At 61.3% G+C, this 14029-nt stretch carries 15 protein-coding genes; 10 read left to right on the top strand and 5 right to left on the bottom strand.

The features are described 5' to 3' along the window. Positions 1–41: 41 nt before the first annotated feature. The 3 genes from JFC13_RS05790 (at position 42) to JFC13_RS05780 (ending at position 3125) form a co-directional block, all read left to right on the top strand. Positions 42–488 carry a transglycosylase family protein gene (locus JFC13_RS05790; protein ID WP_332839344.1) on the top strand — a complete coding sequence of 149 codons (447 nt, stop codon included), beginning with the start codon at positions 42–44 and terminating at the stop codon, positions 486–488. 640 nt (positions 489–1128) lie between these two features. Then, positions 1129–1665: a hotdog fold domain-containing protein gene (locus tag JFC13_RS05785; protein WP_198396168.1), complete on the top strand. Its 537-nt coding sequence runs from the start codon at positions 1129–1131 to the stop codon at positions 1663–1665. Positions 1666–1802: 137 nt separating this feature from the next. After that, a complete protein-coding gene (locus JFC13_RS05780; protein ID WP_198396167.1) occupies positions 1803–3125 on the top strand; it encodes an MFS transporter in 1323 nt (440 codons plus the stop codon). 22 nt (positions 3126–3147) lie between these two features. Here the strand turns inward: JFC13_RS05780 and JFC13_RS05775 are convergent, their stop codons facing one another. After that, positions 3148–3771 (bottom strand): maleylpyruvate isomerase N-terminal domain-containing protein, encoded by a 624-nt coding sequence (locus JFC13_RS05775; protein ID WP_198396166.1) that lies wholly within the window; start codon positions 3769–3771, stop codon positions 3148–3150. A 219-nt stretch (positions 3772–3990) separates the two neighbouring features. Here JFC13_RS05775 and JFC13_RS05770 point away from each other — a divergent pair, with 219 nt between their 5' ends. From JFC13_RS05770 to JFC13_RS05755, 4 genes are all read left to right on the top strand, one after another. Beyond that, entirely contained in the window at positions 3991–4737 is a 747-nt protein-coding gene (locus JFC13_RS05770; protein ID WP_198396165.1) for a DUF5058 family protein, read from the top strand. A 10-nt stretch (positions 4738–4747) separates the two neighbouring features. Continuing rightward, positions 4748–5482 carry a hypothetical protein gene (locus tag JFC13_RS05765; RefSeq protein ID WP_198396164.1) on the top strand — a complete coding sequence of 245 codons (735 nt, stop codon included), beginning with the start codon at positions 4748–4750 and terminating at the stop codon, positions 5480–5482. 66 nt (positions 5483–5548) lie between these two features. Beyond that, positions 5549–6781, top strand: a complete 1233-nt coding sequence (locus tag JFC13_RS05760) for an amidohydrolase (RefSeq protein ID WP_198396163.1) — start codon at positions 5549–5551, stop codon at positions 6779–6781. A 4-nt stretch (positions 6782–6785) separates the two neighbouring features. After that, positions 6786–8234, top strand: coding sequence for an amidase (locus JFC13_RS05755; protein WP_198396162.1), 1449 nt, complete (start codon positions 6786–6788; stop codon positions 8232–8234). Here JFC13_RS05755 and JFC13_RS05750 read toward each other — a convergent pair. After that, entirely contained in the window at positions 8210–8491 is a 282-nt protein-coding gene (locus JFC13_RS05750; protein WP_198396161.1) for a 4a-hydroxytetrahydrobiopterin dehydratase, read from the bottom strand. The two genes, JFC13_RS05755 and JFC13_RS05750, sit on opposite strands and share 25 nt — an antisense overlap. 198 nt (positions 8492–8689) lie before the next feature. Between JFC13_RS05750 and JFC13_RS05745 the strand changes: the two genes are divergently transcribed. Continuing rightward, complete coding sequence (locus JFC13_RS05745) at positions 8690–9205, top strand: ferritin (RefSeq protein ID WP_198396160.1); 516 nt, start codon at positions 8690–8692, stop codon at positions 9203–9205. A gap of 132 nt (positions 9206–9337) precedes the next feature. On the opposite strand, the gene JFC13_RS05740 is transcribed toward JFC13_RS05745, so the two are convergent. Further along, positions 9338–10273 carry an AEC family transporter gene (locus JFC13_RS05740; protein ID WP_198396159.1) on the bottom strand — a complete coding sequence of 312 codons (936 nt, stop codon included), beginning with the start codon at positions 10271–10273 and terminating at the stop codon, positions 9338–9340. Between the two features lie 83 nt (positions 10274–10356). Here JFC13_RS05740 and JFC13_RS05735 point away from each other — a divergent pair, with 83 nt between their 5' ends. Then, positions 10357–10821, top strand: coding sequence for an Hsp20/alpha crystallin family protein (locus tag JFC13_RS05735; RefSeq protein WP_198396158.1), 465 nt, complete (start codon positions 10357–10359; stop codon positions 10819–10821). Between the two features lie 93 nt (positions 10822–10914). On the opposite strand, the gene JFC13_RS05730 is transcribed toward JFC13_RS05735, so the two are convergent. Beyond that, complete coding sequence (locus JFC13_RS05730) at positions 10915–11634, bottom strand: class I SAM-dependent methyltransferase (RefSeq protein WP_198396157.1); 720 nt, start codon at positions 11632–11634, stop codon at positions 10915–10917. Positions 11635–11784: 150 nt separating this feature from the next. Between JFC13_RS05730 and JFC13_RS05725 the strand changes: the two genes are divergently transcribed. After that, positions 11785–13044 carry an aminotransferase class I/II-fold pyridoxal phosphate-dependent enzyme gene (locus JFC13_RS05725; protein ID WP_198396156.1) on the top strand — a complete coding sequence of 420 codons (1260 nt, stop codon included), beginning with the start codon at positions 11785–11787 and terminating at the stop codon, positions 13042–13044. Between the two features lie 96 nt (positions 13045–13140). Here the strand turns inward: JFC13_RS05725 and JFC13_RS05720 are convergent, their stop codons facing one another. Beyond that, positions 13141–13995 (bottom strand): 3-hydroxybutyryl-CoA dehydrogenase, encoded by an 855-nt coding sequence (locus tag JFC13_RS05720; protein WP_198396155.1) that lies wholly within the window; start codon positions 13993–13995, stop codon positions 13141–13143. Between the last annotated feature and the right edge of the window lie 34 nt (positions 13996–14029).

The raw sequence follows: 14029 nt of genomic DNA, 5'->3' as shown, positions 1-14029 counted from the left end.
GTTACAAAACCGAAATGCAATCGTATTACGGAGATGACACAGTGAACCTCTACAGCACAAGCCTCCGCAAGGTCGCCCTCGTTGCAGGAGCCGGCGCGGTTGCCGCCGCCGGACTGACGGGAATGAGCGGCCCGGCCCAGGCCTCCACAGGGACTCAGTCCTCGGGCGGCGTCTGGGACAAGGTCGCCGAGTGCGAGTCCGGCGGTGACTGGCACATCAACAGCGGTAATGGCTACTACGGTGGTCTGCAGTTCTCGGAGCAGACCTGGAACGCGTTCGGCGGTGAGGGCATGCCTCACAAGGCCAGCAAGGCTGAGCAGATCGACGTTGCTCAGAAGACCCTCAAGGAGCAGGGTCCGGGTGCATGGCCGGTCTGCGGTGACGAGGCTGGCTTGACGAAAGCCAACGGCGCCGCAGATGACGGCGGCGGATCCAAGGACGATGGCGGGTCCAAGGATGACGGAAAGGTCGGACTCGGCGGCAGCTGAGTCGGCAGCTGAGCCGAACGCGACTGGCTGACACCTGGTCAGCCCTGACACACGTTCAGCAGTTCAGCACAATGACGGCCGCGGATGGCAGACGAGCCATCCGCGGCCGTTGCCATTGATGCCTGGTTGATGTCCGATGGATTGATATGTTGGATGCGGGTACGGCGGCTCTGATCATTGTGCTGTTATGTGTGTTGTGGGACTCCTCGGTGCAGGCGTGTGGGTAAAGCCGATAATATACATTATGTTAAGTACCCCATTCTCAGCCCCCTCCTTTCGTGCGCCAGCTATGGACTCTGCGAAAGATCTATGTCGCTATTGTGCTGCGTTCGTCGATCATCACAGATTGTTCCGGCGCGGCCTTCGACCTGACGTGAAACGTTGGTCCCGGCGCCCTTCGGCGAATCGTGCATCCGCATCTGCATGTCGTTTGCGGCTCCGAGCTTCGATCTGAACTGGTTGGACCAGTCCTGTCTGCTTCGACGCGCTGAATCAAGATGATGGCCAAGCGCCGCGCCAAGATACTGATCGACGCGGACTCAGCGTGGTTGTCGATTGTGCGATGGCGTCCCGCTCCCCTGCATGTGCTCGATGTCACTATACTGGGGTCCACGCTTCCGTCTCGCTGAAAGGACGTTCGATGAACACGCAGACTGCACTTGATGCAGAGGCCACCGGCGGTACCGAGTCCACGGGGACCGTCGCGCCTGCAGCGAACCTGAGGATCTGGCAGAAGCTGCAGAAGGTGCCATTCGGCAATTGGCTCTTCACTCGGGCCGTGTGTTTCAAAGTTCCTTACTTCCGTACGGTTCACCCTCTGATCCACGAGCTGCGTCCCGGCTTGTGTCGCGTGAGTGCCCCGAATCGTCGCGGCGTGCACAATCACCTCGGCACCTATCACGCAATCGCTTCATGCAATATGGCTGAGATCGCTGCCGGCGTGATGGTCGATGCGACGATTCCTCCCACGCATCGCTGGATTCCGATGGGCATGACCGTTGAGTACAAGTCCAAGTCCACCACTGGTGTCACCTCGATCGCACGCCTTGACGCGATTCCTGAGTTCGGCGACGAGCCCATGGAGGTGGTCGTCCCGGTTGAAGTCCTCGATGCCGACGGTCAGGTGTATGTCTCTGCGGAGATTACGATGTACGTCTCAAGGAAGAAGTCTGCTTAGAGCGATGCTCGCGCTCCCCTGTGGATTCTCTATTCGCCGATTGACCTTTCTAACGAACGTTCACTATGGTGAATGTGATTAGCCCCACTCAAGCAGGGCTGGTTGTGTCGATCGCCACCACGACGCAAGGAAGCATCATGGTCTCATCAAAGCTCACCTCTCCCCCAACCTCAACTGCTGTTCCTGGCACAGAGTCCCGGCGCAAGGCATGGTCGCTGACTGCGCTGCTGGTCGTCCTGTATGTCGTCAACTACGGTGACAAGGCTGCATTCGGCATCATCGCCCAGTCCCTCAAGGACGAGCTGGGCATCAGTGCTTCGCAGATCGGGCTCGTGGGCAGCCTGTTCTTCTTTGCCTTCACCGTCGGTGGATTCTTCGCAGGGGCGCTGAACAAGTGGTTGTCTCTGCGCACCGTTCTCATCGTCTTGGCCTTTGTCTGGGCCTTCGCGATGCTGCCGCTGGTCTTCGCCGCCACGTTCGGAGTCCTGGTCGTCTCACGAATGCTGCTCGGGCTCGCTGAAGGGCCGAGTTCGGCTCTTATCCATACTGCCACCTATTCCTGGCACACCCCGGCGAAGCGCGGATTCCCCGGCGCACTCTTGGCCAGCGCAGCGTCGATTTCCAAGATTGCTCTGGCCCCACTCCTCGCCTACTTCTCGGTCACATTCGGATGGCGCAGTGCGCTGATCACAATGGCTGTTCTCGGCGTCGTCTGGTGCTTCTTCTGGACCCGGTACTGGGAAGTGGGGCCCTATATTCCAGCGAAGGCGACTAAGAATTCGGTCGATCCCAACGAGGAACCGCGGGTTCCCTGGCGCAGGATTCTGCTGACTAGGACATTCATCAGCGGAGCCTTCCTGGTCGCCAGCATCTACGCCCTCGTGACCGTCGTCCTCACCTGGCTTCCGTCCTATTTCGAAGTCGGCCTCGGATACAGTCGACTCCAGTCCGGATCCATGCTGGCCATTCCCTCGATCGCCGGGCTGGTCAGCCTCATCGGCGGGACTCTGCTCTCGGATCGGCTCTTGGCCAAGGGCTGGTCTTCACGGTTCGTGCGCATCGTGGCCCCCTCGATCTGCGTGGTCCTCGGCGGCGGGATACTCTTCTTCCTGCCCTCGATCTCAAGTTCGCCCGGCGCCGTTGCCATTGTGTCCATCGGGTACGGTGTCGGCGTGGTGGTCCTGCCGCTGTGCAACGCAGCCGTCTCGGAGATCTGCCCGCCCAGGCAGACGGCAGGGGCTCTGGGGATCTTCCTGGCGATCATGGCCGTCGGCGGATTGATCGGCCCTTATGTCACCGGGCTCATCGTCGATGCCGCCGCGACACCCGGTCTCGGCTATGCGACAGCCTTTCAGGCACTCGGGCTTGCCTCCGCGCTCGGCGCAGTCCTGACCCTCATCTTCGCCGACCCGGACAGGGACAAGGCTCTGGTGCGCGGACGCACACAGCAGCGCCACTGAGGGCCAGTTCCTGGCAGAGTGGTCATCGCCCGGAAGTGTGTGGTGGCAGCACGGCGCTGACTGAGCCTCCCCGACCGGAGATATTGAGCACCTGCTCGGCGGAGGAAACCTGAGTGTTCTCGCCTGTACGATCACTCGGTTGAGCAGGTGCGTAGCCACCAACTGACCCCAGCTGGCCAATGAGCTCACCGAGTTCGACGCATATGTACTCAGCGAGCTCGTCATCGATCGGCCACTCGTCGCCTGTGCCGACAGAGAGATCGGCCGCATGGAGTGCGAGTTCGAGAATGCGCATCCGCACCAACTGGTGCCCGGGCAGCGGCCCGATCCGATGTGGCACCTGTGCGTCGAGGTCGCAGTCCCCCGCGATTCTTCGGAACTCCCGTTCATGTGCCCAGAAAGATTCGAGAAGATCCTCGCCGAGGTGGTTCTGACCTCGCGTGGCCTCAACCTCTTCCGGCGGCTTCTGCGCGAGCAGTTCGGCATAGCGCAGTCCCCCGCCGATCAGATGATTGATCAGCTCCTCGCTCGTCCAGTCGGGGCATCCGCTCGTCGAGCCCAGGTCGCCGACCGAGACTCTCGAAAGCGCTGTCACCCAGCAGACCTCCGCTCGATCGAGGTACGTGTCGATGTCCGGATCGTTCATTGTTCAAGTTATCCTTCACGTCGATGTCCTCGCGAGGTCACCCATCGAATTCACTGATGACCGTCATTGAGAACTCTATTCTCGCCTATCGGGAAGTCGGCTCGCAGATGGCCATTGAGCCCCCGACTCGGTATAGGTTACTGACACAAGTGATGCGGACCACAACGACGCGGACCGGTCGCTGTGAGCAACTCCGACAAGGAAGTGAGGAGCCCCGCTATGGTGATGGCAAGTGGATCGGCCGATTATCTCGGCCTCGCGAATGCCCCTGTTCTCTGGATTCTGGCATTGGCAGTCATGGGTGTCGTCGTCGTCCAATCACTCATCTACATGAATGCGGTGAAGAAGAACGCCGAATCGGCCGGCATGAGCCAGCAGGAGGTCAAGTCGGCATTCAGAGCCGGTGGAGTTGCGGCGATCGGACCCTCGTTGTCCGTGGTCCTCGTCGCCATCGCCCTGCTGCCCCTCTTCGGCACTCCCCCGGTAGTCGTCCGCGTCGGTCTCATCGGGTCCGCGGCCACGGAGGTCGCCTCGGCCTCGATCGCAGCCGGCACCATGGGCTCGAGTCTCGGCGATGAGACATTCACCCGCGGCGTCTTCATCGTCGCACTCATGGCGATGAGCCTCTCGGGGGCCGGGTGGATGATCTCGACCTTGATCCTGACTCCGGTCTTCAAACGAAGCTCCCACAAGCTGGAGAAGGTCAATCCTGCACTGATGTCCATCATCCCCGGCGCGGCGCTGCTCGCGGCCTTCGCCGCGCTGACGTTCCGGGAACTCCCGAAATCCCCGACGCACGTCATCGCGATCCTCGTCTCCGCCGTGGTGATGACGATCTGTCTCTTCCTCGCCAAGACCTTGAAACAGCCGTGGCTCAAGGAATGGGGACTTGGAATCTCCCTGCTTGTGGGCCTGATTGCGTCCTACTTCGCCCACTATGCCGGTCTCGGCGCACCCGAAGCCTGAGGAGAACATCATGTCGAACATCATCACGTCACCCTCACACGCGGCCTTCGAGCGGACGACGACCAAGTGGGGCTCGCTCACGCTGTTCATCGGGTTCCTCATCGCCACCTCGGTGCCGTTCTACCTCCTGTTCTTTGCGGATGCGAACGTCAACCTCGGTGAGATCGTCAAGGGATTTCTGGCCGTATTCGCCGTCTACGGTGTCTTCTACATCGTCGAACCGCTGACCTACTTCCCGATCCTGGGGCCGGCCGGCATGTACCAGGCATTCCTGATCGGCAACATCTCGAACAAGCTGCTGCCGTCGGCGATCGTCGCCCAGGACACCATCGGAGTGAAGCCAGGCACACGCAAGGGCGAATATGCCGCGACCATGGCCATCTGCGGCGCAGCGTTGATCCACGTGGCATCCATGGTGCTCTTCGTCGGAATCCTCGGCACCTGGCTGGTCTCGATCATCCCCGAGCCGGTGACGCTCGTGGCCAAGCTCTACATTCTGCCGGCCATCCTCGGCGGAGTCACGGTCCAGCTCATCGCCTCACTCAGACAGGTCAAATCCACGCTCATCGCTTTGGGCGCGGCCGCTCTCGTCATCCTCGTCCTCATTCCGCTCGTCCCGGTCCTGGCCTCAGGCGATGTTGCCATCGTCGTCATCGTGACGATCACCATCACTTGGTTCACACGCAACAAGACCATGACCGACAAGACGGGGCCGAGCGACGGCGACAACGTCGGGATCAACTGACGATCACCTCGGCACTCAGCCCCGAATACCTGAGATCATCGAAGACACCCACCGTGAAAGGACATCATGTCGCTCAATACCTCCCTCAGGGACGCCATTTCGGCCAACCTCGCTCAGACAGTCGCCGACTACAAGGACTTCCATCGCACGCCTGAGCTGTCCATGCAGGAGACTCAGACAGCCGCCACCATTCGTTCCACGCTCGAAGCACTGGGACTTGAGACCCACACCTTCGGCGGCACCGGCATCGTCAGCGTCATCGAGAACGGCGAAGGACCTGTCGTGGCCTACCGGGCCGACACCGACGGACTGCCGATCGCCGAAGACACCGGATACGACTACGCTTCGACCGCGGAGGGAACACTTCCCGACGGGTCGACCACAAAGGTCATGCACGGTTGCGGCCACGACACGCACATCACCGTCGGGCTGTATGTGGCCCGCTACCTCGTCGAGCACAAAGATCTGTGGTCAGGAAGCGTGGTCATGATCTTCCAACCGGGTGAAGAGACCGGCGAGGGTGCGCGGGCAATGCTTGACGATGGTCTCTGGGAATCGATCGTCAAACCGGAGGTCATCTACGGACAGCATGTGTGGCCCGGCAAGGCCGGACACATCTACGTGGCCAAAGAGACCGCCATGGCCATGTCCGACTGTCTCAAAGTCACAGTCAGGGGCAAGCAGGCGCATGGCTCACAGCCTGAGAGCTCAGTCGACCCGATCGTCCTCGGTGCCTACATGATCACTCGGCTGCAGTCCATCGTGTCGCGAGAGATCTCAGGCCGCGACATGGCTGTGGTCACAGTGGGCACCTTCCACGGCGGCCTGAAGGAGAACATCATTCCCGACTCCGCAGAATTCAAACTCAACATCCGCACCTTCAACGAGGAAGTGCGTGTGGTCGTCCTCAACCGCGTCGAACGGATCATCGTCGCAGAAGCTCAGGCCTCCGGCGCTCCCGAGCCGATCATCGAAGAGATGTACCGATTCCCGCGCTGCTACAACGACCCAGCAGCCACTGACCAGTTCCTCGACGTGCTCGGAGCCGAACTCGGCGAGGAACAGGTGCACCTGGACCGGGCCGTGACAGGCAGCGAGGATTTCGGAGCCTTCGGCGACGACATCGACGTGCCATATGTGTACTGGTTCTTCGGAGGGTACTCTCCCGCCAAATTCGACGGCGACGAACCACCAGCAGGAAATCACTCCCCGTTCTTCGCCCCCGATGATGTCGAAACCACTCTGGAGACCGGCATTCGTGCGGGCCTGAGTGCCGTTCTCAGCACAGTTGGGAAGTGAGACGGTGAGCGAGGAACTGCGCTGGTTGTCCACGCGTGAGCTGGCGGCCAAGATCGCGAGGAAGGAAATCTCCGCCCGGGAGGCTCTCAACGATCATCTGGCCCGCATCGATACCCTCAACCCGGCCATCAATGCGGTTGTCACCCGTGATGACGAAGCCGCGCAGGCACGTGCCGGCGCGGCTGACGAGGCGGTGGCGAAGGGCGAGCCGATCGGGCCCCTGCACGGAGTGCCGATGACGCACAAGGACACACACGACACCGCGGGACTGCGCACCACCTGGGGCTCGCCCATCATGGCTGATCGCGTTCCGGACTCGGACTCGCTGATCATCTCTCGCCTCAAGGCTGCCGGTGTCAACACGACGGGCAAGACCAATGTTCCGGAATTCGCGGCGGGTTCCCACACCTTCAACCCGGTCTTCGGCACCACGGTCAACCCCTATGACACGTCCAAATCTGCGTCGGGTTCCTCCGGTGGAGTCGGCGCAGTCCTAGCCGCCGGCATCCAGGCCACTGGAGACGGCTCGGACATGGGAGGCTCGCTGCGCTCCCCCGCCTCATTCAACAATGTCGTGGGTTTCCGCCCCTCGAATGGGCGAATCCCGCACACACTTCCCGGCAACCCGTTCGCGTGGCTGGCACAGAGCGGTTTCATGGCGCGCACGGTCTCCGATGTGGCGCTGACGATGAGTGCGGCGGCCGGACCAGAGCCCGGCGGACCTCGTTCGATCGGCGAGCCGGGCAGCGTCTTCGATCTGCCCGAGTTCGGCCTGGGAGCCGATATCGAACCCGACCTCAGCGGTGTGAGGATCGGATTCAGCCCGGATCTGAATGGGCTGCTTCCCGTTGAGAGTGACGTGCACGAGATCGTGGCAGGCACAGCCGACGTGTTCTCCTCACTCGGGGCGGGCGTCGTCGACACGATCCCCAACCTCGGCGATGCCGATGAGGTCTTCAACGTCCGTCGTGCGCTGGATTTCGTCCATTCCTGGGGCCCTCTGCTCGAGAAGCATCCGGATCAGATCAAGGACTCCGTAGTCTGGAACATTGAGATGGGACTCAAGCTCACCGGCGCCGAGGTGGTCTCCGCCGACCGTGCTCGTGCCCGACTGCATGGAGAGATCGAGCGGTTCTTCGGAGAGCACGATCTCCTGGTGCTCACCACCTGTCAAGTGCTTCCATTCGACGCGACGATCGAATATCCCACAGAGATCAACGGGGTCGGGCTCGAGAACTATCTCGATTGGATGCGGGCCCTGTGCCTCATCTCGGCCACCGGGTGCCCGGCGATCTCCGTGCCTGCCGGCTTTTCGACCTCAGGGCTGCCGGTAGGCGTCCAGCTCGTCGCGAAGCCGGGTGCTGACGTGGATCTGCTGCGCATGGCGCATGCCTTCGAAACAGCGACACAGATCCATCGCCGCCACCCTCAGCTCTCGGCGCCGATGCCCTGAGCCTGTGCGATCTGGGAGATCTCAGCAGCCAGATCGATGTCCTTGGCGGTGATCGACCCAGCATCGTGGGTGGTCAGGGAGATGTCCACGTGTGGGAACCGCAGGTCCACATCCGGGTGGTGGCCTGCGGCTTCCGCCGCGTCGGCGATTGCGTTGATGAACGCGACTCCGCTGACGAAGGATCCAGTCAGGAATCGTGCATGGAGTGCGTCGTCGGTTGATTGCCATTGCGTGAGTTCGTCGATTCGATCCTGCATGGATCCAGCTTGGCACCGGCCAGAGCTGCATGTCCATAGCCACGGCATCGGCAGACTCGCCGAATCTGCTGGGTCAGGTATGCCATGCCTCATCATTGTTTGCCGAGCCTTCCCACACTGGAACCATTCTAGAAAAGGTGTCAGGCTATGGAACATGAGGACGGAATGAATCCGTCTCGTATCGCGAAGGAGAAACATATGCACTTGAGCCCCGCTATGCAGAAGGTCCTCGGCGAGCAGGTCACCCTCGAACTCGAGGCTTCGATGGTCTACCTGCAACTGTCCATCCAGCTTGACGATCTCGACCTCCCCGGAATGACCCGCTGGATGCGTGCGCAGTCCGAAGAGGAGCAGGTCCACGCAGCGAAGTTCATCCAGCACTGCCAGGATCGCGACTTCGCTCCCCAGATCGGTGACATCGCTGCTCCGAAGGTCTCGGGCTCACAGCCCATCGACTACTTCAAGGCAGCCTTGGCTCATGAGGAGAAGGTCTCCGAGTCGATCCGGAATCTGTACCGTACCGCGCAGTCGGAAGGCGACCTCGACGTCCTGCCGCTCCTGCACTGGTTCATCGACGAGCAGGTCGAAGAGGAATCGACCATCTCGGAGATCATCGGTCGCCTGGACCATGTTGCAGACAGCGGATCCGGACTGCTCCGGATCGATTCCGAGCTCGGATCACGTCACCCTGAAATCAAGGCCGACAGCGAATGATCGACAGATCCTGATCATCGACGAGTGACCGCTGGTCGCAGTCGGACCTACTGAGAGCGGCCGGACCCAACTTGGGCTCGGCCGCTCTCAGCTCTCGTGGCTCTCAACTCTCTGAGTACGAAGTTGGTGCCCTCAGGCTCCGAGCACAGTTTGGGAGACGAGCAGGACAAAGGGAAGAGTCAGAAGCATGAGAACGGTCTGCACCGCGATGAGTGCGGCCATCAGCTCAGCATTTCCACCCAGCTGGCGGGCCATGACATAACCGGAACTTGCCGTGGCGATCGACTGGAAGATCATGGCGACCAGAGCAGGCGTGGTGGGAACGTCGAGCAGGACCAGAGCGAGCAAGGTCAGCGCAGGTAAGACGATGAGCTTGGTCACGGTGGAATTGACCATGGCGGCTACATGCGCCCGCAACGGGAACCGCCGCAGACCCGCGCCGACGCACAGCAGTCCGATCGGCAGAGCCGCAGCCGCCAACGGAGACAGCACCGAGTCGACGACATCCGGAACTTGTGCGCCGGTGAGATTGAACAGTCCCCCGGCCGCGCACCCGATGACCAGCGGATTCGTCACGACGACGCGGAGGATCCCGACAACGGAGCTGGGGCCGGTACGCAGAAACTCGAATCCGAGACTGGATATGATATTCACCGTGGGTACGAGGACGGCCGCGACGATGGCAGCCAGGGCGCTGCCTTCAGCCCCGAACAGACTCGCCGATATCGACAGTCCGATATACGTGTTGAAGCGAATCCCACCCTGCAGCACCGAGGTGAAGGACGGCAGGTCACGAGCCACGAACAGGCGCAGCACAATGATGAGGATCGACACGAGCACTGTCGGAGCGATGAGGCCTGCCGTCACCCGCCCGAGCGGAGCATGTGCGACGCTGGCCTCGGCGACCGAGGAGAACAGCAGCACGGGCAGCAAGACGTAGTACGCGAGTTTCTCCGCTCCTGACCAGAATTCTGAATTCGTGAAACCTGGGAGTCGTTTGAGTCCGCTGCCGCCGATGATCAAGACAGCGACGGGAACAAGGGCGAGAAGAACCGGAACGAGACTCACGAGACTGAGAATTTCATGAGATGGGAATCATTTCAAAGTTGAGTGTGTTTGACTCAATGTAATGACCTAGTGAAAGGAAGCTCATGGCTACACGTTTTGACCCCATCCGTGACCTCGATCGATTCTTCTCGGAAGTGACTCGCACCCCGAACTCCACTTCGCTTCCCATGGATCTCTACCGCGATGGAGAGGTCTTCGTCGCTCGTATCGACATGCCGGGTGTGGATCCGTCCAGCATCGATGTCGACGTCGAGGATCGCACGCTGACAGTTCGCGCTCAGCGACAGTCTGATGTCGCGGACAAGGATGTGAAATGGCTGACCCGGGAACGCACGACCGGCACCTACGCCCGTCAGCTCACCCTCGGCAACAGGGTCGCACTCGACCGGATCCAGGCTGACTACCAGGACGGCGTGCTGTCGCTGACAATCCCGGTGGCAGAGGAAGCTCGGCCACGCAAGATCAACGTCTCACACTCCAACCCGACCAGAGGCACCGAGGTCGTCGAAACCTCCCCCGCACAGGATGAGGATCCGGCTGGCGCCTGATCGACAGACTCAACCGTTGAAAGCGGGTCGCACCAGTCGGTGCGGCCCGCTTCTTCAGGTTCAGAGCTGGTGTGTCCTGAGGCTCTCTGTGGTTCAGCCGTGAGACCTGAGAACATAGGCCAGACACATGTAGGGCAGGTCAAGCTCACCGTCGAAAGGCTGTTCGACGGAGAAGTACTCACGCAGATTCGACTCGACCCGTGACCTCGTCGTCTGGTTCGAACGCAGCCAATAGGAACGAGTCCTAGCCAGATCGATGATGCCCTCGAAAGGCAGCGGCGTGCTGAACTCGACCAGCGCATGGTCGAGGAGGTCGAAGCCTGCAGGGCTCGGACGGTACGCGGGACGGTACACATCGCCGGCATGCATGATCCGACTCAGACGCAGCACCCAGTCGATACGCACATCGAGCTGATTGATGAGGATGATCAGATGCCCACCGGGCCGTAGAATTCGGTCGATCTCCGCCGCAGCCGCCGCCTCGTCGAACCAGTGCCAGGCCTGTGCCACCGTGACGATATCGACACAGGCGTCAGGCAGACCCGTATCCTCTGCACTGCCCACGAGACTTCGTGCGGGATTGTTGGCCAATGCCACCTCGTCGGGATCGATGGCGATGACATTCGCACCGCGGTCGAGCAGCGCACTGCTGAGAATGCCTGTCCCCGCGCCCAGGTCACAGATCTCCAGATCGCTCCACTCGCTGCTCACCAGGTTGATGGCGGCATCGGGATACCGGGGACGCACTTCGTCATAGACGCCCGCCTGCTGGCCGAAGCTGCGTCCATGAGCTGCTTGCGCACGTGGTCTCACAGTTCGCCCACCCTGACTCGTGAAGTTGATCGATCCTGGTCAACTCTAACTTGTCGTCTTTTCCCTTCCGCCCGCGGTGCTGGCCCGCACCTCGACCGGGAAGTGACTAGGATGGTTGTACCGGTCAAACAACAGTGACAAGGAGCATCGATGTCCCCCACGTCCGAGCTGCAGGCAGAGCTGGAGAGCGCTTCTGGCGCCTATGAGGAATTCGCTTCCCGCGGGTTGAAACTCGATATCACCCGAGGCAAGCCGGCAAGCGCGCAACTCGACCTGGCGGCAGACCTTCTGACAGCGGTGACACCCGATGACGTCTTGACTCCCAGCGGAGTCGATACCCGCAACTATGGCGGTCTGGACGGAATCGTCGAGCTGCGTGAACTCTTCTCGCCGCTGCTCAAGATCCCTGCGAACCAGTTGCTGGCCGGCGGCAACGCCTCACTGACCCTCATGGCCCAGGCCCTGACCTTTGCTCTCCTGCACGGCACCGTCGGTGACTCACGACCCTGGGGCCAGGGACCTCACAAACTCATCTGCCCGGTCCCCGGCTACGACCGCCATTTCACGTTGGCCGAGTCGCTGGGCTTCGAACTCCTCAGCATTCCTATGGACTCCGAAGGTCCAGTCGTCGCCGAGGCCCAGCGTCTGGCAGAGGACGAGACGGTCAAGGGCATGTGGTTGGTACCCATGTACTCGAACCCGACAGGCATCACCATCACCGAAGAACGAGCGAAAGAGCTCGCGGCGATGCCGGCAGCGGCACCCGACTTCACGCTGCTGTGGGACAATGCATACGGACTCCACCATCTCCGGGACGAGCATCCCGAGGTTCTCGACATCCTCGACATCTGTGCCAAGGCCGGCCACCCGGAACGCCCGTGGATCTTCGCCTCGACGTCGAAGATCACCCATGCGGGTGCCGGTGTCTCCTTCTTCGGTGCGGGACCGGAGACGAGTGACTGGATCCGGACGAATCTCTCGAAGATCTCGATCGGTCCCGATAAGGTCAACCAGCTGCGTCATCTGCGCTTCTTCTCCGATCCTGCGGGCGTCGAGGAGCACATGCGCCAGCACGCGAAGATCATCGCGCCGAAGTTCGATGCAGTGCTGGACACCTTGGAACGGGAACTGGGCGGCAGGGACCTGGCGCAGTGGACTGAACCGGACGGCGGTTACTTCATCACCCTGACGACGCTGGAAGGCACCGCGGACCGGATCGTCAAATTAGCCGCCGAGGCGGGGGTCAAGCTGACCCCGGCCGGTGCTACCCATCCCTATGGTTTGGATCCACACAACAACGTCATCCGCATCGCTCCGACCATGCCGACAGCCGAAGACGTCGAACTGGCCGCGCAGGGCCTCGTGGCCTGTGTGAAGCTCGCCAGCTATGAGAAGCTCCTCGCCGGCTGAAGCCTCCGGCTCGCGATGTGCAGCCTGAATACAAAGAACTCCTGGTCGGTGCAATCACCGACCAGGAGTTCTTTGTCTGTGCTGGTGCCTCTGGCCTCAGTACTCGTAGAAGCCGCGACCGGATTTGACTCCGTGCAGGCCGGCATCGACCATGCGTGAGAGCAGCACCGGTGGTTTGGCAGCAGGATCGCCGGTCTCCGTATAGATGCTCTCAGCTGCATACAGGCACGTATCAAGACCCACCATGTCGGCGAGCTTGATCGGTCCCATCGGGTGAGCGCAGCCGCCCACCATTCCGGCATCGATGTCTTCCTTGGTGGCAAACCCGGACTCGAGCATGCGAATTGCGCTGCACAGGTACGGGATGAGCAACGCGTTGACGATGAACCCGGGACGGTCCTGGGCCTGGACCGGATTCTTGCCGAGCACCTCGGCGACGAACTCCGTGACCGTCTCACGCACCGAATCGGAGGTGAGCACGGAGGAGACGACCTCGACGAGCGGCTGGACCGGAGCCGGATTGAAGAAATGGACCCCGAGAACGCGCTCCGGACGTGAGGTCGACTGCGCGAACCGGATGATCGGCATCGATGACGTATTCGAAGCGAGAATCGCCTCAGGATCTGTCACGACCTTGTCGAGTTCGGCGAAGATCGACTTCTTGATGTCCTCGTTCTCACTCGCGGCCTCAATGACCAGCTGACGATCGGAGAGCTCGCCGATGTCGGTGGTGAATCTCAACCTGCCGAGAGCCGCGTCACGAGCCTCGGAATCGAGTTTGCCCTTCTCGACTGCACGGGCCATTGACTTCTCGATGCGAGCACGGCCGGCTGCGGAGGCCTCGTCGTTGATCTCGCGGACGATGACGTCGAGGCCCGACTTCGCGAGCACCTCGGCGATGCCGGCTCCCATGAGTCCGCTTCCGATGACTGCGGTGCGTTGAATGCTCATCTGCTGTTCCTTCTGTTGAAGTATCTGTTCGTCA

The sequence above is a fragment of the Brevibacterium antiquum genome, assembly GCF_016107655.1.
Classification (GTDB): Bacteria; Actinomycetota; Actinomycetes; order Actinomycetales; family Brevibacteriaceae; genus Brevibacterium; species Brevibacterium antiquum.
Note: the sequence above shows the minus strand (reverse complement) of the source record. Positions and strands in the feature narration are given on the sequence as shown.

Coding starts and splice junctions, on each gene's coding strand:
- JFC13_RS05765 (WP_198396164.1), top strand. CDS start 4,748: ATGTCGAACATCATCACGTCACCCTCACACGCGGCCTTCGAGCGGACG.
- JFC13_RS05785 (WP_198396168.1), top strand. CDS start 1,129: ATGAACACGCAGACTGCACTTGATGCAGAGGCCACCGGCGGTACCGAG.
- JFC13_RS05775 (WP_198396166.1), bottom strand. CDS start 3,771: ATGAACGATCCGGACATCGACACGTACCTCGATCGAGCGGAGGTCTGC.
- JFC13_RS05780 (WP_198396167.1), top strand. CDS start 1,803: ATGGTCTCATCAAAGCTCACCTCTCCCCCAACCTCAACTGCTGTTCCT.
- JFC13_RS05770 (WP_198396165.1), top strand. CDS start 3,991: ATGGTGATGGCAAGTGGATCGGCCGATTATCTCGGCCTCGCGAATGCC.
- JFC13_RS05725 (WP_198396156.1), top strand. CDS start 11,785: ATGTCCCCCACGTCCGAGCTGCAGGCAGAGCTGGAGAGCGCTTCTGGC.
- JFC13_RS05760 (WP_198396163.1), top strand. CDS start 5,549: ATGTCGCTCAATACCTCCCTCAGGGACGCCATTTCGGCCAACCTCGCT.
- JFC13_RS05735 (WP_198396158.1), top strand. CDS start 10,357: ATGGCTACACGTTTTGACCCCATCCGTGACCTCGATCGATTCTTCTCG.
- JFC13_RS05750 (WP_198396161.1), bottom strand. CDS start 8,491: ATGCAGGATCGAATCGACGAACTCACGCAATGGCAATCAACCGACGAC.
- JFC13_RS05745 (WP_198396160.1), top strand. CDS start 8,690: ATGCACTTGAGCCCCGCTATGCAGAAGGTCCTCGGCGAGCAGGTCACC.
- JFC13_RS05720 (WP_198396155.1), bottom strand. CDS start 13,995: ATGAGCATTCAACGCACCGCAGTCATCGGAAGCGGACTCATGGGAGCC.